At 72.7% G+C, this 20,454-nt stretch carries 18 protein-coding genes; 9 read left to right on the forward strand and 9 right to left on the reverse strand.

Annotation, left to right across the window (positions count from 1 at the left end; genetic code table 11):
- Positions 1-43 precede the first annotated feature (43 nt).
- From AC3YNX_RS17410 to AC3YNX_RS17425, 4 genes are read left to right on the forward strand one after another with little or no spacing between them, the layout of a single operon-like run.
- Positions 44-1,696 carry an alpha/beta hydrolase gene (locus tag AC3YNX_RS17410; protein WP_489996262.1) on the forward strand — a complete coding sequence of 551 codons (1,653 nt, stop codon included), beginning with the start codon at positions 44-46 and terminating at the stop codon, positions 1,694-1,696.
- Between the two features lie 54 nt (positions 1,697-1,750).
- Complete coding sequence (locus AC3YNX_RS17415) at positions 1,751-3,094, forward strand: glutamine synthetase family protein (protein WP_127783383.1); 1,344 nt, start codon at positions 1,751-1,753, stop codon at positions 3,092-3,094.
- Positions 3,095-3,125: 31 nt separating this feature from the next.
- On the forward strand, positions 3,126-3,881 hold the full coding sequence (locus AC3YNX_RS17420; RefSeq protein WP_489996263.1) for a type 1 glutamine amidotransferase: 756 nt from the start codon (positions 3,126-3,128) through the stop codon (positions 3,879-3,881).
- On the forward strand, positions 3,878-6,877 hold the full coding sequence (locus AC3YNX_RS17425; RefSeq protein WP_127783381.1) for a bifunctional [glutamine synthetase] adenylyltransferase/[glutamine synthetase]-adenylyl-L-tyrosine phosphorylase: 3,000 nt from the start codon (positions 3,878-3,880) through the stop codon (positions 6,875-6,877). The genes AC3YNX_RS17420 and AC3YNX_RS17425 overlap by 4 nt, the downstream gene beginning before the upstream one ends.
- 48 nt (positions 6,878-6,925) lie before the next feature.
- On the opposite strand, the gene AC3YNX_RS17430 is transcribed toward AC3YNX_RS17425, so the two are convergent.
- Together AC3YNX_RS17430 and AC3YNX_RS17435 are read right to left on the reverse strand one after the other, a co-directional pair.
- Positions 6,926-8,695, reverse strand: a complete 1,770-nt coding sequence (locus AC3YNX_RS17430) for an MFS transporter (RefSeq protein ID WP_489996264.1) — start codon at positions 8,693-8,695, stop codon at positions 6,926-6,928.
- A 52-nt stretch (positions 8,696-8,747) separates the two neighbouring features.
- A complete protein-coding gene (locus tag AC3YNX_RS17435) occupies positions 8,748-9,410 on the reverse strand; it encodes a neocarzinostatin apoprotein domain-containing protein (protein WP_489982916.1) in 663 nt (220 codons plus the stop codon).
- A gap of 177 nt (positions 9,411-9,587) precedes the next feature.
- Between AC3YNX_RS17435 and AC3YNX_RS17440 the strand changes: the two genes are divergently transcribed.
- From AC3YNX_RS17440 to AC3YNX_RS17455, 4 genes are all read left to right on the forward strand, one after another.
- A complete protein-coding gene (locus AC3YNX_RS17440) occupies positions 9,588-10,244 on the forward strand; it encodes a biliverdin-producing heme oxygenase (RefSeq protein ID WP_489996265.1) in 657 nt (218 codons plus the stop codon).
- Between the two features lie 65 nt (positions 10,245-10,309).
- Complete coding sequence (locus AC3YNX_RS17445; protein ID WP_489996266.1) at positions 10,310-11,302, forward strand: heme/hemin ABC transporter substrate-binding protein; 993 nt, start codon at positions 10,310-10,312, stop codon at positions 11,300-11,302.
- Positions 11,303-11,406: 104 nt separating this feature from the next.
- Positions 11,407-12,432 carry a FecCD family ABC transporter permease gene (locus tag AC3YNX_RS17450; protein WP_489996298.1) on the forward strand — a complete coding sequence of 342 codons (1,026 nt, stop codon included), beginning with the start codon at positions 11,407-11,409 and terminating at the stop codon, positions 12,430-12,432.
- Complete coding sequence (locus AC3YNX_RS17455; RefSeq protein ID WP_489996267.1) at positions 12,432-13,259, forward strand: heme ABC transporter ATP-binding protein; 828 nt, start codon at positions 12,432-12,434, stop codon at positions 13,257-13,259. The genes AC3YNX_RS17450 and AC3YNX_RS17455 overlap by 1 nt, the downstream gene beginning before the upstream one ends.
- 4 nt (positions 13,260-13,263) lie before the next feature.
- Here the strand turns inward: AC3YNX_RS17455 and AC3YNX_RS17460 are convergent, their stop codons facing one another.
- Positions 13,264-13,749, reverse strand: a complete 486-nt coding sequence (locus tag AC3YNX_RS17460) for a hypothetical protein (RefSeq protein WP_241248894.1) — start codon at positions 13,747-13,749, stop codon at positions 13,264-13,266.
- 80 nt (positions 13,750-13,829) lie between these two features.
- The gene (gene glnA / locus AC3YNX_RS17465; RefSeq protein WP_127783377.1) at positions 13,830-15,263 is read right to left on the reverse strand and encodes a type I glutamate--ammonia ligase; all 1,434 of its coding nucleotides are present in this window, start codon (positions 15,261-15,263) and stop codon (positions 13,830-13,832) included.
- Between the two features lie 173 nt (positions 15,264-15,436).
- On the opposite strand from glnA, the gene AC3YNX_RS17470 reads away from it, so the two are divergent.
- The gene (locus AC3YNX_RS17470) at positions 15,437-15,889 is read left to right on the forward strand and encodes an RDD family protein (RefSeq protein ID WP_489982921.1); all 453 of its coding nucleotides are present in this window, start codon (positions 15,437-15,439) and stop codon (positions 15,887-15,889) included.
- 34 nt (positions 15,890-15,923) lie between these two features.
- Here the strand turns inward: AC3YNX_RS17470 and AC3YNX_RS17475 are convergent, their stop codons facing one another.
- The 5 genes from AC3YNX_RS17475 to AC3YNX_RS17495 are packed head-to-tail and all read right to left on the reverse strand — an operon-like array spanning position 15,924 to position 20,447.
- Positions 15,924-16,661, reverse strand: coding sequence for a DUF4191 domain-containing protein (locus AC3YNX_RS17475; RefSeq protein ID WP_127783375.1), 738 nt, complete (start codon positions 16,659-16,661; stop codon positions 15,924-15,926).
- A 52-nt stretch (positions 16,662-16,713) separates the two neighbouring features.
- A complete protein-coding gene (gene lipA / locus AC3YNX_RS17480) occupies positions 16,714-17,715 on the reverse strand; it encodes a lipoyl synthase (RefSeq protein WP_489996268.1) in 1,002 nt (333 codons plus the stop codon).
- Positions 17,716-17,761: 46 nt separating this feature from the next.
- Complete coding sequence (locus AC3YNX_RS17485) at positions 17,762-18,760, reverse strand: oxidoreductase (protein ID WP_127783373.1); 999 nt, start codon at positions 18,758-18,760, stop codon at positions 17,762-17,764.
- Positions 18,761-18,780: 20 nt separating this feature from the next.
- Entirely contained in the window at positions 18,781-19,536 is a 756-nt protein-coding gene (gene lipB / locus AC3YNX_RS17490) for a lipoyl(octanoyl) transferase LipB (RefSeq protein WP_127783372.1), read from the reverse strand.
- A gap of 26 nt (positions 19,537-19,562) precedes the next feature.
- Entirely contained in the window at positions 19,563-20,447 is an 885-nt protein-coding gene (locus AC3YNX_RS17495) for a TIGR01777 family oxidoreductase (RefSeq protein WP_489996269.1), read from the reverse strand.
- Between the last annotated feature and the right edge of the window lie 7 nt (positions 20,448-20,454).

Here is a 20,454-nt window from a genome sequence, read left to right on the forward strand (position 1 = left end):
CGGGTCACCACTGTGCGGGTGCGGGCGTGGCACGATCGCTCCCATGACGCTGCGCCACCCGAGCCCGCCCGCCCCGAGCCCGCCCCGTCCGTGGCGGCAGCGCCCCCGCACCCGCCGGGTGGCCGCCGGGATCGCCGTGGGTGGGGCCGTGGTGCTGGCGCTGACCGGCTGCGCCGCCGACGGTGGGGAGCCGGTGGTCGCCGGCCCGCCGAGCGTCTCGGCCAGCCCGGGCATGCCGGTGGGCCCGGTGCCGGAGGGGCTGGGGGAGTTCTACGCCCAGACGCTCACCTGGGGCGACTGCGAGAAGTTCGCGGTCAGCCCGGACAGCCAGCAGGCCTACGCCGCCGACGGGCTGGAGTGCGCCCGGATGACCGTGCCGCTGGACTACGCCCAGCCGGCGGGCCGGCAGGTGACGGTGGGCGTGTTGCGCAAGGCGGCCAGCGGGGCCCGCACCGGGTCGCTGGTGGTCAACCCCGGCGGACCGGGGGCCTCGGGCATGGGCCTGGCCGCCGACCTGGCCTCGGCGGTCGCCGGCACCCCGGTCGGGGAGCACTTCGACCTCGTCGGCTTCGACCCGCGCGGGGTCGGCGCGTCAGAGCCGGCGGTGACCTGCCTGACCGGGCCGGAGAACGACGCCCGCCGCGCGCTGGTGGACGTGGACACCTCCCCGGCCGGCATCGCCCGCAGCGAGCAGGTGGCCAAGGACTACGCCAACACCTGCGCCGACCGGGTCGGGGTGGACGTGCTCGCCCACGTCGGCACCCGTGAGGTGGTCAAGGACATGGACGTGCTGCGCTCGGTGCTCGGCGAGCAGAAGCTGACCTACCTGGGCTACTCCTACGGCACCCGCATCGGCACGGCCTACGCCGAGGCGTTCCCGGCCAACGTGCGGGCCCTGGTGCTCGACGGCGCCGTCGACCCGATGGCCGACCCGGTGCAGGAGCTGGTGCTGCAGGGCCAGGGCTTCCAGGGCGCGTTCGACGCGTTCGTCGCCGACTGCGTCAAGCTCAGCGACTGCCCGCTGGGACCAGTCCCGGAGGCGGCGGTGGTCCGCTACCGCCAGCTGGTCAACCCGCTCGTCGCCGCCCCCGTGACCACCAGGGACCCGCGCGGGCTCAGCTACGCCGACTCCCAGACCGGCACGCTGCAGGCGCTGTACTCCCCGCAGCTGTGGAGCGCGCTGCGGGCCGGGCTGGCCCAGCTCGCCGCGGGCAAGGGCGACACCCTGCTGGCGCTGGCCGACCTCTACGAGGGCCGCAACGCCGACGGCTCGTACAACAACACCAACGACGCCTTCAACGCCATCCGGTGCGTGGACGACCCGCCGCTGACCGACCGCGCCACCAACGACGCCGCCGAGACCCAGTACCGCAAGGTCGCGCCGTTCCTGGACGACGGCCGCGCCACCGGGGCCGCCGCGCTGGACACCTGCGCGTTCTGGCGGGTCCCCGCCACGTCCACCCCGCACCCGGTCAGCGCCCCGGACCTGCCGGAGGTTCTGGTCATCTCCACCACCGGCGACCCCGCCACCCCGTACGCGGCCGGGGTCGACCTGGCCCGCCAGCTGCAGGCCCGCCTGCTCAGCTTTGAGGGCAACCAGCACACCGTTGCGCTGCAGGGCCAGTCCTGCGTGGACGAGGTGGTCACCGCCTACCTGGAGGACCTGAAGCTGCCGGAGGAGGGCACCCGGTGCTGACGCTCAAGGACCCTCGACACACGCTTGTAACCCGGAATGCCTAGGGTCACCGCTATGGATCGTCAGCAGGAGTTCGTGCTCCGCACCCTGGAAGAGCGCGACATCAAGTTCGTGCGCCTGTGGTTTACCGACGTGCTCGGCTACCTCAAGTCGGTGGCGATCGCTCCTGCCGAGCTGGAGGGCGCCTTCGCGGAGGGCATCGGCTTCGACGGCTCGTCGGTGGAGGGCTTCTCGCGGGTGTCGGAGGCCGACACCGTGGCCAAGCCCGACCCGTCCACGTTCCAGATCCTGCCCTGGGTGGACTCCGATGGCGGCGAGCAGCACTCCGCCCGCATCTTCTGCGACATCGTCATGCCCGACGGCTCGCCGTCCTGGGCCGACCCGCGCCACGTGCTGCGCCGCCAGCTCAACCGGGCCAAGGCCATGGGCTTCACCTGCTACGTGCACCCGGAGATCGAGTTCTTCCTGCTGCGCCCGGGACCCGTCGACGGCTCGGTGCCGATCCCGGCGGACTCCGGCGGCTACTTCGACCAGGCCGTCAACGACGAGGCGCCGAACTTCCGCCGCCACGCCATCGAGGCGCTGGAGTCCATGGGCATCTCGGTGGAGTTCAGCCACCACGAGGCCGCCCCCGGCCAGCAGGAGATCGACCTGCGCTACGCCGACGCGCTGAGCATGGCCGACAACGTGATGACCTTCCGCTACGTCATCAAGGAGGTGGCCATCAACGAGGGAGTGCGCGCCTCGTTCATGCCCAAGCCCTTCCGTGACGAGGCCGGCTCGGCGATGCACACCCACATGAGCCTGTTCGAGGGCGACACCAACGCCTTCCACGACCCCGACGACCCCAACCAGCTCAGCGCCACCGGCAAGGCGTTCATCGGCGGAATCCTGCGCCACGCCCCCGAGCTGTGTGCCGTCACCAACCAGTGGGTGAACTCCTACAAGCGCCTGATCACCGGCGGCGAGGCACCCACCGCTTCCGCGTGGGGCGCGGCCAACCGCTCCGCCCTGGTCCGGGTGCCGATGTACACCCCGGGCAAGGCCTCCTCGCGACGCATCGAGATCCGTACCCCGGACTCCGCGTGCAACCCCTACCTGACCTTCGCCGTGATGCTGGCGGCCGGGCTCAAGGGCATCGAGGAGGGCTACGAGCTGCCGCCGGCGTCGGAGGATGACGTGTCCTCGTTGAGCGAGGCCGAGCGCCGAGCGATGGGCTACCAGGAGCTGCCGCAGAACCTCAGCGAGGCGCTGCGGCTGATGGAGAGCTCGGAGCTGGTGGCAGATGCCTTGGGCGAGCACGTCTTCGACTACTTCCTGCGAAACAAGCGCGCGGAGTGGGACAGCTACCGGCGCAACGTGACGCCGTACGAGCTCAAGACCTACCTCAACCTGTAGCGGCGGCACGGCTGGTGGCTAGGCTCTGCCCGTGAGCACTGTCCTCGTCCTGCAGCCGGCGGCGGACGATCCGCTCGGACCGATGCAGGACTGGTTGGTCGAGGCGGGTGCGGACCTCCGGCTGGTGCGGCCCTTCGCCGGTGAGCCGGTGCCGGCCGACCTCGCCGGGGTGGACGCGCTGGTCTGCCTGGGCGGGGCGATGGGCGCCGCCGACGACGCCGAGCACCCGTGGCTGGCCGACGTGCGCGCCCTGCTCGGCGCCGCGGTCCGCACCGGCACCCCGGTGCTGGGGATCTGCCTGGGTGCCCAGCTGCTGGCGCTGGCCACGGGTGGCGACGTGCGCCGCATGCCCGACGGTCCCGAGGCGGGCCTGCGGCTGGTGGCCAAGCGGGACGCCGCCGCGGCCGACCCACTGCTGGCCACCCTGCCCTTCACTCCCGACGTGCTGCAGTTCCACGCCGACGAGGTGCACCGCCTGCCCGCCGACGCCACCCTGCTGGTGGCCGGGCAGCGCTGCCCGAACCAGGCCTACCGCGTGGGTGCGACGGCGTGGGGCCTGCAGTTCCACATCGAGACCACGCCGGAGCTGGTGCGCCGGTGGATGACGGAGAACCCGGAGACCGCGGCCACCATGCCGCCGGCACAGCACCAACCGGGCGTGCTCGAGGACGGCCACGCCGACCTCGCCGAGACGTGGCGGCCGATCGTCGCCACGTTCGTCGGGATCGCCGACGCGCACCGCCCGAAGTCCACGCGGATCGACCTACCCCTGCTCGGAGAGTCGTGACAACTTCTGATCGCTACCGCTCGGCTCTGCCCACCCCCGGCCGGCTGGGACTGATCGACCCGGGTGCAGCGGACGTGTTGGCCAAGCTGGGCTGGACCACCGACAAGCACCGTGAGGTGCTCTGGGCGCTGTCCCGCTCGCCCGACGCAGACCTGGCCCTGCGCGGCCTGGAGCGCCTGTCGGAGTCTTCCGAGTCGCGCTGGGAAGAGCTGTCGAAGCGACTGCTCACCGAGAAGCCGTTGCGCGGCAGGCTGTTCGGCGTCCTGGGCTCCTCAACGGCGCTGAGCGACCACCTGGTGGCCCACGGCGACACCTGGCAGCTGCTGGCCGGTGAGCACATCGAGCTGCCGGGCGTGGAGCAGCTGCAGGAAGAGCTGCTCGGCGTGGTGCACGCCAAGCCCGAGCCCGGCAGCGCGCTGTGGCGGTCGCTGCTCACCGGCTCCGACGCCGTGGCGGCGCTGCGCACGGCCTACCGCGACCGCACCCTGGTGCTCGCCGCTGCCGACCTGGCCGCCACCGTGGAGGACCTGCCCGTCCTGCCGTACAAGGAGGTGGGCCTGCACCTGGCCAACCTGGCCGACGCCGCGCTCACCGCCGCCCTGGCCGTGGCCGTGGCCGAGGTGTGCGGGGACGAGCCCTGCAGCACCCGGCTCGCGGTGATCGCCATGGGCAAGTGCGGGGCCCGCGAGCTCAACTACGTCAGCGACGTGGACGTGATCTTCGTGGGCGAGCCCGCCGACGCGGTGGCCAACCGGCTGGCCGGCGCGATGGTCCGCATCGGCAGCAGCGCCTTCTTCGAGGTGGACGCCGGGCTGCGTCCGGAGGGCCGCTCCGGGGCGCTGGTGCGCACGGTGGAGTCGCACCTGGCCTACTACCAGCGCTGGGCGAAGACCTGGGAGTTCCAGGCCCTGCTCAAGGCCCGAGCGATGACCGGCGACATGGCCCTGGGCCAGGAGTACATCGACGCGGTCTCGCCGATGGTGTGGACGGCCTCGCAGCGGGAGGACTTCGTGCCCGAGGTGCAGGCGATGCGCCGCCGGGTGGAGCAGAACGTCCCCGCCGAGCTGCGCGACCGCGAGATCAAGCTGGGCAGCGGCAGCCTGCGCGACGTGGAGTTCGCCGTCCAGCTGCTGCAGCTGGTGCACGGCCGCTTCGACGAGGCGCTGCACGTGCAGTCCACCGTGGACGCCCTGGGTGCGCTGTCCTCCAGCGGCTACGTCGGCCGCGAGGACGGCGCCAACCTCACCGCCTCCTACGAGTTCCTGCGCCTGCTCGAGCACCGCCTGCAGCTGCAGCAGATGCGGCGCACGCACACCCTGCCCGACCCCGACGACGCCGCCGCGATGCGCTGGCTGGCCCGGGCGGCGCACGTGCGCCCGGACGGTCGCACCGACGCCGCCGGGGTGCTGGCCGCGGAGATCCGGCGCAACGCGGTGCGGGTGCGCCGGCTGCACCAGAAGCTCTTCTACCGCCCGCTGCTGGAGGCGGTGGCCCGCTCGGAGCCGGAGGAGCTGCGGCTGTCGGAGGACTCCGCCGCCCGCCAGCTGGCCGCGCTGGGCTACACCTCCCCGGAGAGCGCGCTGAACCACCTGCGCGCGCTCACCGCGGGGTCCTCACGACGCAGCCAGCTGCAGACGGTGCTGCTGCCGATCCTGCTGGGCTGGCTGGCCGACACCCCCAACCCCGACGGCGGGCTGCTGGCCTACCGGCGGCTGTCCGACGCGCTGGGGGAGACCCCCTGGTACCTGCGGACGCTGCGCGACGAGGGCGCGGTGGCCAAGCGGCTGATGCGGGTGCTGGGCACCTCCAGCTACCTGCCCGACCTGCTCATCCGGGCACCGGAGGTCCTCCGCCTCTACGCCGACAGCCCCAGCGGGCCGCGGCTGCTGGAGGTGGAGCCCGCCGACGTCGCGCAGAGCCTGCAGGTGAGCGCCGGGCGCCACCGCGACCCGCAGCGCGCGGTGGAGGCGGCCCGCGGGCTGCGTCGCCACGAGCTGGCCCGGGTGGCCAGCGCCGACCTGCTGGGGCTGCTCGACGTCCCCCAGGTCTGCGCCGCGCTGTCCTCGGTGTGGGCGGCGGTGCTCGACGCCGCGCTGAGCTCGGTGGCCGCCGAGGCCCGCGGTGACGGCGAGGCTCCGGCGGCCATCGCGGTGATCGGCATGGGCCGCCTGGGCGGCGCCGAGCTGGGCTACGGCTCGGACGCCGACGTGCTCTTCGTCTGCGAGCCCCGGGGAGACGCCGACGAGCAGACCGCGGTGCGGTGGGCGTCGCGGGTGGCCGACAAGGTGCGTGCGCTGCTGGCCAAGGCCAGCTCCGACCCGCCGCTGGAGGTGGACACCGGGCTGCGTCCGGAGGGCCGCAGCGGCCCGATGGTGCGGACGCTGTCCTCCTACCGCTCCTACTACCAGCAGTGGTCGGCGCCGTGGGAGGCGCAGGCCCTGCTGCGGGCCCGCGCGGTGGCCGGCGACCGGGAGCTGGGCGAGCGCTTCTGCGCCATGGTGGACGACGTGCGCTACCCCGACGGTGGGGTGGACGCCGCCACCATCCGGGAGATCCGCCGGATCAAGGCCCGGGTGGACTCCGAGCGGCTGCCGCGCGGCGCCGACCCGGCCACCCACACCAAGCTCGGGCGCGGTGGGCTCGCCGACGTGGAGTGGACGGTGCAGCTGCTGCAGCTGCGCTTCGGCCACGAGATCGCGTCGCTGCGCACCACCTCCACCCTGCAGGCGCTGGAGGCCGCCGGTGCGGCCGAGCTGCTGTCGGCCGCCGACGCGGAGACCCTGCGCACGGCGTGGCTGACCGCCACCCTGGCCCGCAACGCGCTGGTGCTGGTGCGGGGCAAGCCCGCTGACCAGCTGCCCGGTCCGGGGCGGGTGCTGGCCGCGGTGGCCACGGCCGCCGGCTGGTCCGACGACGACCCAGGCGCCTTCATGGACCACTACCGCAAGGTCACCCGGCGGGCCCGTGGCGTGGTGGAACACTCCTTCGGCACCTGAGCACCTGATGGTTGGTCCGGGGCGCGGCGGTTGCGCCCCGGACCGTGCTCAGGCGGCGGTGCCGCGGGAGGGCCCGCCGTGGCCGGAGGTGCGGCGGGGCAGCGCCAGCGCGAGCGCCATCACCACCACCAGCACCCCGGAGAACACCCACAGCGTGCGGCGCTGGCCCTGCAGGAAGGCCTGGCCACCCACCTCCTTGCCCGCCGCGGCCAGCGCCGGGCCCACCTGCGCCTGTGGGCTGCCCGGGGTGGCGGTGGCGGGCTCGCACCCGGGGGGCGCCGAGGTGGGGTCGGCCGACGACAGCCGCCGCTCGGCGCAGGTGCCGAACGAGCCGATGATCTCCGACTGCGCCGGCGCGGGCAGCCCGCTCACGGCCACCTGCTGGGTGAGCTCCGGGGTGACGTTCTGCACCGCGGCCTGTCCCTGGTTGCCGATGAAGGTGAAGAACAGCACGCCGATCACCGCCAGCCCCACGGAGCCGCCGAGCTGCTGGAAGGTGGGCAGCAGCCCCGAGGCGGAGCCGGCGTGCTCCTGCTTGACCTCCGACAGGATGATGGTCTGCAGCGGAGCGATGAACAGCCCCAGGCCGGCGCCGGACACCAGCAGCGGTGCGGCGTAGGCCAGCCAGTGCGGAGAGGTGCCCTGCTGGTTCATCACCACCGAGAGCGACAGCAGCCCCACCGCCAGCACCCCGGCACCCACGATGAGCACCCGGCTGCCCAGCTTCTGGGCCACCTTGTTGGACGAGCCCGAGGCCACGGCCGAGCCGAGCGCGAACGGCAGCGTCATCAGCCCCGAGTGCAGGGCGGTGAACCCGAAGCCCGCCTGCAGGGTGAGGGAGATGGTGAAGAAGAACGAGATGAGGCAGCTGAAGAACAGCAGCGCCATCACACAGCCCACGCTGAACGCGCGGTCCCGGAACACTCGCAGCTCCACCAGCGGGGAGTCGTTGCGCCGCCCACGGCGGTACTCGTGGAGCACGAAGCCCAGCAGCACCGGCACCGACGCCACCAGCATCAGCACCAACCAGGTGGGCCAGTCCCGCTCACGGCCCTCCGCCAGCGGGTAGACCACCAGGAACAGGCCCAGCACCGACAGCCCCACGCCGGGCAGGTCGAGGCGTTGAGCGGACTCCGCGCGGCTGTCCACCAGGTGTCGGTAGCCGAACAGCAGCGCGATGATCCCGAGCGGCACGTTGACCAGGAAGATCGCCCGCCACTCCAGGCCGAGGACGTCCCAGGAGATGAGGGCGCCGCCCAGGGTCGGGCCCAGGATGGTGGCCATCCCGATGGTGGCGCCGTAGATGCCGAACACCTTGCCGCGCTGCTCGGCGGGGAAGGTGGAGGTGATGATGGCCAGCGTCTGCGCCAGCATCATCCCGGCGGTGAGCCCCTGCAGGAAGCGGGCCCCGATCAGCTCCACCGGGCTCTGCGCGATGCCGCAGAGCACCGAGGCGATGGTGAACGAGGCGAGCGCGAGCAGGAAGACCTTGCGCCGGCCGTAGAGGTCACCCAGCCGGGCGGCGGTGATCAGGGTGCAGGCGAAGGCCAGCGTGTAGGCGGTGATCACCAGCTGCAGGGTGGAGAAGGACGCACCCAGCTCGGTGGAGATGCTCGGCAGCGCCACGTTCACGATCGACACGTCCAGCAGCTGCATGAACACCGCGATCAGGGTGGCCGTCAGCGACAGCCACGGGTTGACGTGCGGTCGCGTGCTCGCCGCCTGGTCGGTGCGCACCGCCCCGCTGCTGCGGGAGGTGGCACCCGTCTGGTCATCGCGCGGGCTGGGTGCGCCGGAGTCGGCGCCGGTACTGGTCACGACCCCCCACCGTACGGCGCACCGCAGACGCCGTCGCTGCCGATCTCGCCGCTCAGCCGACGTTTCGCCGGGACCGGACATACAGGGCGGCAGCGGCAGCAGCGACCACCACGACCACCCCGCCGATGATCCAGCCGGTGGCGCTGCTGCTGTCCTCGGACTCCGCCGCGGTGTTGGTGGTGGCGGAGTCTGCGGGGGCGCCGGCGGACGGGGTGCTGGTGGCGGGGGTGGCGCTGCTCGAGCTGGCTGCGGCGAGCTTCAGCGGCACGGTCGCGACGGTGTCGAAGCCGTTGCGGTGGTCGTGGAAGAGCGTGACCTCGCAGGCGGTGGTGGTGCAGTCGATGGCCTTGCCGGTGGAGGTGGTGCCGTTGGCGAGGACGGTCAGCTCGGTGCTGAACGTGCCGTCAGCGCCCAGCTTGGCCGTGCCGCCGGGGGAGTTGCTCAGCCACACCTGGGTGCCGGGCTGGGTGCGGTCACCCAGGCAGTCGGGACCCTTGGGGCTGGTGGTGCCGGCGGCGCACAGGGCGACGTAGTAGCCGGCCTGCGGGTCGGCGCCGGTGCCGCTGACGGTGAGCTTCTCGCCCGGCTGCACGTCCGCGGACTTGGTCACGGTGAGGTCGACGTTCTCGGCGGCGAGGGCGGTGCCGGGGGCGAGGCCGAGCAGGGCGCCCGTCGAGAGGGTGGCCAGGGCGGTGGCGGCGGTGCGACGGTTCATCGGGGGCTCCAGTGGTGAGGGTTGGCAGGTGGGCAGCGGGGCCGAGGGTCCTGACCGGCCAGTGGAAAGGTCGCCATTAGGTTAGGCTTCACTCAGTTAGGATGGGTTTACTTATATCACTGTGGCACCGGGGCCGGCGGTCGTCGCTCGCCTGGCGCTGACTCAAGGGAGACCGCCATGACCCAGTCCCTCGCCGCTCGGCTCAAGGACGAGACCCGGGCCGTCCACGAGCAGGCCGAGAGCCAGGACTTCGTCACCAACCTGGTGGAGGGACACCTCAGCCGGGCGGACTACCGCGAGCTGCTGGTGCAGTCCTGGTTCCTCTACCGGGCGCTGGAGCGGGCCGGTGAGCGACTGGCCGACGACCCGCTCGCCGGGGTCTTCGTGGACCAGGCACTGCTGCGGCTGGCGGCTCTCGAGCGCGACCTCGACCACCTCTTCGGGGAGCCTGGCTGGCGCGCGGCGGTCACCCCGCTGGCGGCGACCTCGGCCTACGTCGACCGGCTGGAGACGGTGGCGGCGAAGGACCCGCTGGCCTTCGTGGCGCACCACTACACCCGCTACCTCGGCGATCTCTCGGGTGGACAGATCATGCGCCGCAAGCTGCAGGAACACCTGGGTCTGACGCACGAGGGCCTGGAGTTCTACGACTTCCCGCTGATCCCGAAGACCAAGCCGTACAAGGACGCCTACCGGGCCAAGCTCGACGCGCTGGACGTGGACGAGGACGGTGCGCAGCGCGTGGTGGCGGAGGCGATCGTGGCGTTCGGGCTCAACCAGGCGCTCTTCGTGGACCTCGACGCCCACGTCGGCGGCCACCCCGCCACCCGGTGAGCTCGGCCGTGCACCGCACCAGCCCCGCCCGGGTCCGTTCCCGGCCCCTCCGAACAGTCGCCGTCGTGCTGCTGACCGGCGCCGTGCTGGCCGGCTGCTCGGCGGCCGGGGACACCGCCTCCTCCTCCTCCTCCTCCTCCTCCGCACCGGTCACGGCGACGCTGGCCCAGGAGTCACCACGCATCGTCGCCACCACAGCTGCGCCGACGCTGCCGGTGACGGTGGCCTCGGCCGACGGCAGCCCGGTCACCGTCACCTCGGCCGATCGCATCGTCGCCGTGGACCGCAACGGCACCCTGGGGCAGACGGTGTTCGCGCTCGGCCTGGGGGAGCGGCTGGTGGGCCGCGACCTGGCCACCGACTTCCCCGAGGTGCACGACCTGCCGGTGATCACCCCCGGCGGCCACCAGCTCAACGCCGAGGCCGTGCTGGGCCTGCGGCCCACCGTGGTGCTCACCGACGGCAGCATCGGCCCTCGCTCGGCCGTGCAGCAGCTGCGTGACGCGGGCATCCCGGTGGTGACCTTCCCCGGTGACCGGACGGTCGCGGGCGTGGGCGGGCTCGTGGCCGCGGTCGGGACGGCGCTGGGTGTTCCCGACCAGGGCCGCCAGCTCGCCGAGCACGCCGCCACCGCCATCACCGACGCGACCGCCCAGGCCCGCCAGCGCGCCACGGGGGAGCGGGTGGCGTTCCTGTACCTGCGCGGCACCTCGGTGGCGATGATGGGCGGCAAGGGCTCCGGGGCCGACGAGCTGATCGCCGCGATCGGCGAGGTCGACGCCGGGGTGGACTCCGGCCTCGGCACCGCCTACACCCCCATCACCCCCGAGGCGCTGATCGTGGCCAAGCCGGACGTGCTGCTGCTGATGACGCACGGGCTGGAGTCGGTGGGCGGCATCGACGGCCTGCTGCAGGTGCCGGGCATCGCCCAGACCCCGGCCGGGCAGAACCGGCGCGTGGTGGTCATGGACGACACCGACCTGCTCAGCTTCGGCGCCGACACCGGTGACGTCATCCGGGCGCTGGGCGAGGCAGTGCACCGCAGCGCCGGACAGTGACGACCCAGAGGGTGCGTCCGCAGCGCGTGGGGGAGGCCGCACCGGCCACCGTGCCGGCCACGCCGGCGCGCGGCGGGTCCCGCCGCGGGCGGCTGCAGCCCACGCTGCGCCGCACGCTGCTGCCTGTCCTGGTGCTGGCCACGGTGGCCGCGGCCATCCTCGCCGCCTGCATCGGGCAGGTCCCCACCTCGCCCACCGAGGTGCTCGGCGTGCTGCTGCACGGGGTGGGCCTGGACTGGCTGGACAGCCCCGCCCACCCGGCGGCCACCGACACCCTCTGGCACGTCCGCTTCCCGCGGGTGGCGCTGGGGCTGCTGGTCGGGGCGGCGCTGGGCTGCGCAGGGGCCCTGCTGCAGGGCGCCTTCGCCAACCCCCTGGCCGAGCCCGGCGTCATCGGGGTGTCCTCCGGTGCGGCGGTGGGTGCCAGTGCCGCCATCGTCATCGGCGGCGCCGGCACCGCGGTGTGGGGCGTGGCCGGCGCCGCCTTCGTCGGTGGCCTGCTCACCACCATGCTGGTCTACGCGATGGCGCGCTCCCACCAGCGCACCGACGTGATCACGCTGGTGCTGGCGGGCGTGGCCATCAACGCCGTCGCCGGCGGACTGATCGCGCTGTTCACCTACATCAGCTCACCCACCGCCCGCGACCAGATCGTGTTCTGGCAGCTGGGCACCCTGGGCAGCGCCACCTGGGAGGCGGTGGCCCTCGCCACCGGACCCATCGTGCTCGGAGCTCTCGGAGCCGTGCTGCTGTCGCACCAGCTGGACCTGCTGGCCCTGGGGGAGGCCCCCGCGCGCCACCTCGGCGTGAACGTGGAGCGGCTGCGGCTGTCCGTGGTCGCCCTGGTCGCGCTGCTGGTGGCCGCCGCCGTGGCGTTCACCGGCATCATCGCCTTCGTCGGCCTGGTGGTGCCGCACGCGGTGCGCATGCTGGTCGGCCCCGGCCACCGGCTGCTGGTGCCCGCCAGCGCGGTCGCCGGTGCCCTGGTGCTGCTGGTGGCCGACATGGGCGCCCGCACCCTGGTGCACAACGCTGACCTCCCGCTGGGCATGCTCACCGCGCTGGTGGGCGGTCCGGTGTTCTTCGTGCTGATCCTGCGCACCCGTGCTCGCCAGGGCGGCTGGTCGTGATGCGCCTGCCGTTCGGGCGTGCCCCCGAGGGTGCACCGGCGACCGCGCCGGCCGGGACCCCACTGCTCAGCTGCGCCGGGGTGGTGGTGCGCCGCGGGGGGCGCACCGTGCTGGACGACTTCACGGCGCAGGTGCGGGCCGGGGAGGTGCTGGTGCTGGTGGGTCCCAACGGGGCGGGCAAGTCCACCGCCCTCGGCGTGCTCGCCGGCGACGTGGCACCCGCGGCCGGCACCGTGCAGCTGCACCAGCGCGAGCTCAGCCGGTTCTCCGACGGGGAGCGGGCCCGGCGCCGCGCGGTGCTGCCGCAGCAGCACGGGGTGGGCTTTCCCTTCAGCGCCCACGAGGTGGTGGCGATGGGGCGCCACCCCTGGGCGGCGACCAGCATGCCCGCTGACGACGAGCGCATCATCGCCGCGTCGATGGCCGCAGCCGACGTCGCCCACCTCGACCAGCGCCGGTTCACCGAGCTCTCCGGCGGCGAGCGCGCCCGGGTGGCGCTGGCGCGGGTGCTGGCCCAGGACACCCAGGTGCTGCTGCTGGACGAGCCCACCGCGGCGCTGGACATCGGCCACCAGGAGGCGGTGATGGACCTGATGCGCCGCCGCGCCGAGCAGGGCTGCGCCGTGGTGGTGGTGCTGCACGACCTGTCCGCGGCCGCGGTGCACGCCGACCGCGTGGTGGTGCTCGGTGACGGGCGGGTGGTGGGCTGTGGCAGCCCCGAGGAGGTGCTGCGCCCCGACCTGCTCTCCGAGCTCTACGGGGTGTCCATCGACGTCATCCGCCATCCCCGCACCCAGGTGCCCATCGTGGTGCCCACCCGCGGCTAGGAGCTCACGCCGAGGCGGCGGTCGGCTGCTCGAGCCGCCGCCAGGTGCGCCAGCTGGTGGGCCAGTGCCCGGCCGCCAGCACCACCACGGCTGTGCCCAGCCACACCGAGCGACCCCACGCCGCTGCGCAGCCCAGGGCAAGCACCGGCAGCACCGCCAGCGGCACCGGCACCCCGGCGAGCGGGCCGAACAGCAGCGCCAGGTGCCGTCCGCGCAGCAGGTACCGCAGCCACAGCGCGTAGTAGCCGGCCAGCAGCGCCGCGCCCACGGCGAACCAGCCGTCCAGCGGCGCGGAGTACCGGTCGCCGGACAGCACCAGCGCCACCAGCACCCCCGCCTGGCCCAGCCGCTCCAGCACGGTGAGCACCCGGTCGGTGGTGGTGGTGCCCGCACCCAGTGCCGCCAGGCCCTCCTGGGGCGGTGCGACCAGGAGCAGCAGGCTCGGGCCGAGCACGGCCACCCCGATCAGCAGCCCCGCCGTCGAGAACATCGCGCCACCCCTCCACGCACACCAACGCCGAGAGCCCGCACCAGGACTGGTGCGGGCTCTCGGTCGATCAGCTCAGGTGCTCAGCAGTCGTAGTACAGGGAGAACTCGTACGGGTGCGGGCGCAGCCGGACGGGGTCGATCTCGTTGGTGCGCTTCATCTCGATCCAGGTCTCGATGAGGTCGGGCGTGAAGACACCACCCTCGAGCAGGTAGTCGTGGTCGGCCTCGAGGCGGTCGATCACGGCGGGCAGCGAGGTCGGAGCCTGCGCGATGTCCTTGGCCTCCTCGGGCGGCAGCTCGTAGAGGTCCTTGTCCACCGGGGCGGCGGGCTCGATCTTGTTCTTCACCCCGTCCAGGCCGGCCATCATCATGGCGGCGAAGGCCAGGTACGGGTTGCCCGAGGAGTCGGGGGAGCGGAACTCGATGCGCTTGGCCTTGGGGTTGTTGCCCGTGATCGGGATGCGGACACACGCCGAGCGGTTGCGCTGGGAGTACACCAGGTTGATCGGCGCCTCGTAGCCCGGCACCAGGCGGTGGTAGGAGTTCACCGTCGGGTTGGTGAACGCCAGCAGGCTCGGGGCGTGGTGCAGGATGCCGCCGATGTAGTGCCGGGCGACGTCGGACAGGCCCGCGTAGCCGGCCTCGTCGTGGAACAGCGGCACGCCGTCCTTCCACAGCGACTGGTGGCAGTGCATGCCGGAGCCGTTGTCACCGAAGAGCGGCTTGGGCATGAACGTCACCGTCTTGCCCGCGGCCTTGGCGGTGTTCTTGATGATGTACTTGAAGCGCATCACGTCGTCGGCGGCGTGCAGCAGGGTGTTGAACTTGTAGTTGATCTCGGCCTGGCCGCCGGAGCCCACCTCGCTGTGCAGGCGCTCCAGCTCGAAGCCGGCGTTCTGCAGGTTGGTGGACATCGTGTCGCGCAGGTCGACGTAGTGGTCGGCCGGGGCCACGGGGAAGTAGCCACCCTTGTAGCGGGTCTTGTGCCCCAGGTTGGGGGAGCCGTCCAGCTCGTTCTCGCGGCCGGTGTTCCACCAGCCCGCCTCGGCGTCGAGCTTGTAGAACGTGCCGTTGGGCTGGGAGTCGAAGGTGACCGAGTCGAAGATGTAGAACTCGGCCTCCGCCCCGAAGAAGCAGGTGTCGGCGATGCCGGTGCTGGCCAGGTACTCCTCGGCCTTGCGGGCGACGTTGCGGGGGTCGCGGCTGTAGGACTCGCGGGTGAACGGGTCGTGCACGAAGAAGCTCATGTTCAGCGTCTTGGCGGCACGGAACGGGTCCAGGTGCGCCGTCGCCGGGTCGGGCAGCAGCATCATGTCGGACTCGTGGATGGACTGGAATCCACGCACCGAGGAGCCGTCGAAGGCGAGGCCGTCGTCGAAGACGTCCTGGGTGAAGGCCTTGGCCGGCACGGTGAAGTGCTGCATCACGCCGGGCAGGTCGCAGAACCTGATGTCGACGTACTCGATGTCCTCGTCAGCCAGGTACTTCAGGACCTCTTCAGAATTTTTGAACAACCTAGTGGCTCCTTCGCTCGGTCCCGCGCGGCAAGAGCGTGCGGGTTTGCAACGGGCTCTGACTGTAAACAGGCCTTGTTGCCCGGTAGTCAACCGTATGTTTCGCCAATGTTACGGGGACGGGGCGGGAGGGGTGGTCCCTGCCCCGTGCGGGCCCGCCTACCCTGGACCGCATGGCACGAATCACCGGTTCCTGGCTGTCCGGATCGGCAGCGGGGCTGCCCATGGGAGCCGACGGCAAGCCCGCACGCTACCGGGGAGAACGCTTGGGGCTGCCCGAGACTGGGCCACGTGCGCTGGCCACCGTGGGCCGTCGGGCCGGGGGGCTGGCCATCGACTGGGCCATCGCCACGGTGATCGCCGCGGCGATCGGTTCGATGTCCTGGAACCTGGCCGTCTGGGCGGTTGTGTCGATCATCTCGGTGGCCTTGTTCTCGATGACGCCCGGCCAGGCCGCCGTGGGCATCGGGGTGGCCCGCGTCGACCGGGAGGCGCCGGTGGGGCTGTGGCGCTCCGTCGTGCGCGTCGCCCTGGTGGGGCTCGTGCTGCCGGCGCTGTTCACCGACGGCGACGGCCGCGGCGTGCAGGACCGGCTCACCAGCACCGCCGTGATCCGCTCCCGCTGATCCCGCGCTGACCGGGCCCCGGCACCCGGGTGTCCTAGCGGCGGCGAGCGGTGCGCTGCGGGTTGCGGATCTTGGCGCCGGCGGGGTTGGGCCCCTTGGGGATGGCCGGGCCACCGCCGCGCGAGCTCAGTGCCGACAGCCGGGAGTCGATGGTGTCCATCCGCTTGGTGTCGATGTTGCGAGGCAGCTTGGCCACGTGCCGCTGCAGCTTGCTCAGCGGAACCTGGCCCTCCTCGTTGCCCACCACGATGTCGTAGATGGGGGTGTCGCCGACCAGGCGGGCGACCTTCTTCTTCTCCTGCGCCAGCAGACCCTTCACCCGGTGCGGGGCACCCTCGGCGACCAGGATGACGCCGGGACGCCCGACCACGCGGTGCACGGCATCGAACTGGGTGGTGGCAGCAACGGCGGACTTGACCCGCCACGCGCCACGCATGTTCTCCAGCGCCCACCCGGCGGCACCGGGCTGGCCCTCGGCCTTGGTGTAGACGCTGCGCTGCAGGCGGCGGCCGAACACGACGAACGCGATGAGCACACCCATGACGAGGCCGAACGGCAGGGTGAGCCACTGGATGCCGATGAGGTAGCCGAGCCCGAAGAGCACCAGGGTGGTGAGCACCACGGTGCCCACCAGGATCGGCAGCAGCGCCTTGTCCTCCTTGCGCTGCATCTGGAACGCCTGCCACATCTGGCCACGACGCTCCTTCGACGCCTGCTTGCGCACGCGCCGAGCCTCTGCTTTTGCCGCCTTGTCGGGCTTGCCCTTCGCCATGCCTCCCAGGATACGGCGGAGGCACCCTCCGCTCGCCGCCGGTGGCCCGGAGTCAGCGCGCGAGCAGCGCGCTGGCCTCCTGGCGGGCCGTGCCGGCCTCGGCGAGGTGGCGCAGGTTCTCCGGCACGACGTCGCCCCGGTGGGTGACGGCCTGGGTGAACAGCCGGCCGGCGCGGTAGCTGGAGCGCACCAGCGGCCCGGACATCACGGCGGAGAAGCCCATGGCGGTGGCCGCCTCGGAGTGAGCGATGAACTCCTCCGGCTTGACCCAGCGGTCCACGGGGTGGTGCAGCGGGCTGGGCCGCAGGTACTGGGTGATGGTGAGGATCTCGCAGCCGGCCTGCTGCAGGTCCGACATCGCCTCGGTCACCTCGTCGAAGGTCTCGCCCATGCCCAGGATCAGGTTGGACTTGGTGACCAGGCCGTCCTCGCGGGCGGCGGTGATGACGTCCAGCGAGCGCTGGTAGCGGAAGGCGGGACGGATCCGCTTGAAGATCCGGGGCACGGTCTCCACGTTGTGGGCCAGCACCTCCGGGCGGGAGGAGAAGACCTCGGCCAGCTGGTCGGGCTGGGCGGTGAAGTCGGGGATGAGCAGCTCCACGCCGGTGTCCGGGTTGAGGTGGTGGATTCGGCGGACGGTCTCGGCGTACAGCCACGCACCGCCGTCGGGCAGGTCGTCGCGGGCGACGCCGGTGATGGTGGAGTAGCGCAGGCCCATCGCCTGCACGCTCTCGGCCACCCGGCGCGGCTCGTCGCGGTCGAGCGCGGCGGGCTTGCCGGTGTCGATCTGGCAGAAGTCGCAGCGGCGGGTGCACTGCTCGCCGCCGATCAGGAAGGTCGCCTCGCGGTCTTCCCAGCACTCGTAGATGTTGGGACAGCCCGCCTCCTCGCACACCGTGTGCAGGCCCTCCCGCTTCACCAGGCCCTTGAGCTCGGTGAACTGGGGGCCCATCTTCGCGGTGGTGCGGATCCAGCTCGGCTTGCGCTCGATCGGCGTCTCGGCGTTGCGGGTCTCGATGCGGAGAAGCTTGCGTCCCTCTGGTGCCACAGTCACGTCCCGGATCCTACGCCCGGCGAACGGACACCCCTGGGGCGGCGAGTCAGCCGTGCGAGATGCGGTTGGACGGTCCCGACGGGTGGATGAGGCTGGGCGCGGGAACGATGCCGGACTGCTGCCCGCTGAGTGACCACACCACCTTGGCCAGCCGCTCGTCCTGGGCGACGGGGGAGGGCCCGATGAGCTCTGGGGCGCCGCGCAGCTGCCCGAGTCCGGAGGGGCCGTAGTACTCGCCACTGAGCACTCCGGGCGCGGTGGCCGCGTAGAGCTGGGGCAGCGCACCCCGGCGAGGCGTCTGGCCCAGCAGGCCGATGCCGAACTCCGTGACGCGGCCGGTGAGGCTGCGCGGGCCGCGCTGCATGCTGTTGGCCAGGTTGGTGGCGGCAAAGCCGGGGTGCGCAGCCACGCTCAGCACGTGCGGGGCGTCCACCCGCAGACGGCGGTGCAGCTCGAAGGCGAAGAGCAGGTTGGCCAGCTTGGAGCGGGAGTAGGCGGACTGCGGGTTGTAGTCGGCGCCGCGGCTCTGCGCGTCCAGTCGCAGCGGGGAGATCTTGGCGAAGCGTGCGGTGACGCTGGAGACGGTGACCACCCGAGCGCCCTGGGTGGCGGTCAGCGCGGGGTAGAGCAGCCAGGTGAGCGCAGCGTGGCCCAGGTGGTTGGTGGCCCACTGCGACTCGAAGCCGTCCACCGTGAGGGTCAGCGGCGGAGCCATGATGCCGGCGTTGTTGATCAGCGCGTGCACGGAGTCACCGGTGCGCTCGCGGATGTCGGCCGCGGCGTGGCGCACCGAGCTGAGGTCCCCCAGGTCGAGCTGCACCAGCTCGGGGCGCTGCCCGGTGGCGCAGGCGGTGACCTCCTCGAGCGCAGCAGCTCCCCGCTCGGGGTTGCGGGCGGTGATGAGCACCTTGCCCCCACGCTCGGCCAGCGCACAGGCCGACCGCAGACCCAGCGCCCCGGTCCCACCGGTCACCACGATGGTGCGGCCGCTCTGGTCCAGCATGTCGATCTCGGTCCACGTGGGGCGCGTCGCTCGAACGTTCATTCTCTATGCATACCCTGTGATCAGGGTTGGCTGCTGGCCAGGGAACCCAGGTGCAGGTCAAGGCCGGGTACCTGCAGGGGGCGCCGCGGCAGGTCCCGCTCGGTCAGCGGCAGCGCACCCTCGAGCGCGGCCAGCACCGCGGTGGTGACGGCGTCGACCACGTCGGCGGGCTCGACCTGCCGGTTCAGCTCGCGGGTGAGCGAGGTGACCCCGGCGTCGGTGATGCCGCACGGAACGATGCTGTCGAAGCTGCGCAGGTCGGCACTGCAGTTGAGGGCGAACCCGTGCAGAGTGACCCCGCGCTGCACCCGCACGCCGATGGCGGCGATCTTGCGCTCGGGCTGGGTGCTGGTGGCCGCCAGCCACACCCCGGACCGGCCGTCCACGCGTCCCGTGGGCACGCCGAGGTCGTCGCAGACGGTGATCAGGGCCTGCTCCAGGCGCCGGACGTAGTCCACCACGTCGAGCGGCTCGGCCAGCCCGATGATGGGGTAGCCGACCAGCTGGCCGGGGCCGTGCCAGGTGATCTTGCCGCCGCGGTCCACGTCGATCACCGGGGTGCCGTCGGTGGGGCGCTCCTCGTCGGTGGTGCGCCGCCCCGCGGTGTACACCGGCGGGTGCTCCAGCAGCATCAGCGTGTCCGCACCGGTGCCGTCGGCGCGGGCCGCAGCGTGGGCGCGCTGCAGGGCCAGGGCCTCGGTGTAGTCGAGGAGTCCGTGCCGGGAGACCACCACGGCGTCGTGGCCGGCCCGCAGCGAACGGGTGGGTGCGCTCATGGGCGCACACGCTACGCCCGGCGCGCTCAGCGGCAGGCTGCCCGTAGGGCGGACGCACCGTCAGCGTGCCGGAACCGGTAGCCGGCCTGCTGCAGCACCGCGGGCACGGCCCGCTGCCCGGCCAGCACGCCCTCGGTGGCGAACTCCCCGAGGACGGCGCGCAGGGCGAAGCCGGGCACCACCCACGGGGCGGGGCGGTGCAGCACCGCGGCGAGCGCACGGGAGAACTCGGCGTTGGTGACCGGCGCGGGCCCGGTGACGTTCATCGGGCCGGAGATGGCTGGGTTCTCCAGCGCGAAGGCGATGGCGGCGACCTGGTCGTCCAGGGAGACCCACGGGTAGTACTGCCGGCCGCTGCCCAGGCGCCCGCCCAGGCCCAGGGAGTACAGCGGCTTGAGCCGGCCCAGCAGTCCGCCGCTGGGGGCGAGGACCAGCCCGGTGCGCAGCAGCACCACGCGGGCGGCCGCTGCCGCGGGCAGGGCGGCGCCCTCCCAGTCGGCGCAGACCTGGGAGAGGAAGTCCGGTCCGGCCGGGGACGCCTCGGTGACGACCGCGTCGCCGGTGTCGCCGTAGTAGCCGACGGCACTGGCGCTGAGGAAGGTGGGCACGCCCTGGGCGAGCACTGCCCGGGCCAGCACCTCGGTAGGGGCGATGCGGCTGTCCCGGATCTGCTGCTTGTAGCTGCCGGTCCAGCGCTTGTCGCCGATGCCGACGCCGCAGAGGTTCACCACGGCGTCGGCGCCGTCGAGCGCGGCGTCGGCACCGTGGCCGGCCGCAGGGTCCCACTCGTGCTCGTCGCCGGCTCCCGCCGTGCGCCGGACCAGCCGCAGCACCTCGTGCCCACCTGCGCGCAGGTGAGCCACCAGGGCTGTGCCGATCAGGCCGGAGGAGCCGGCGACTACCACGCGCATCGTGGCG

The organism is Rhodococcus sp. Z13_19A (assembly GCF_058133575.1).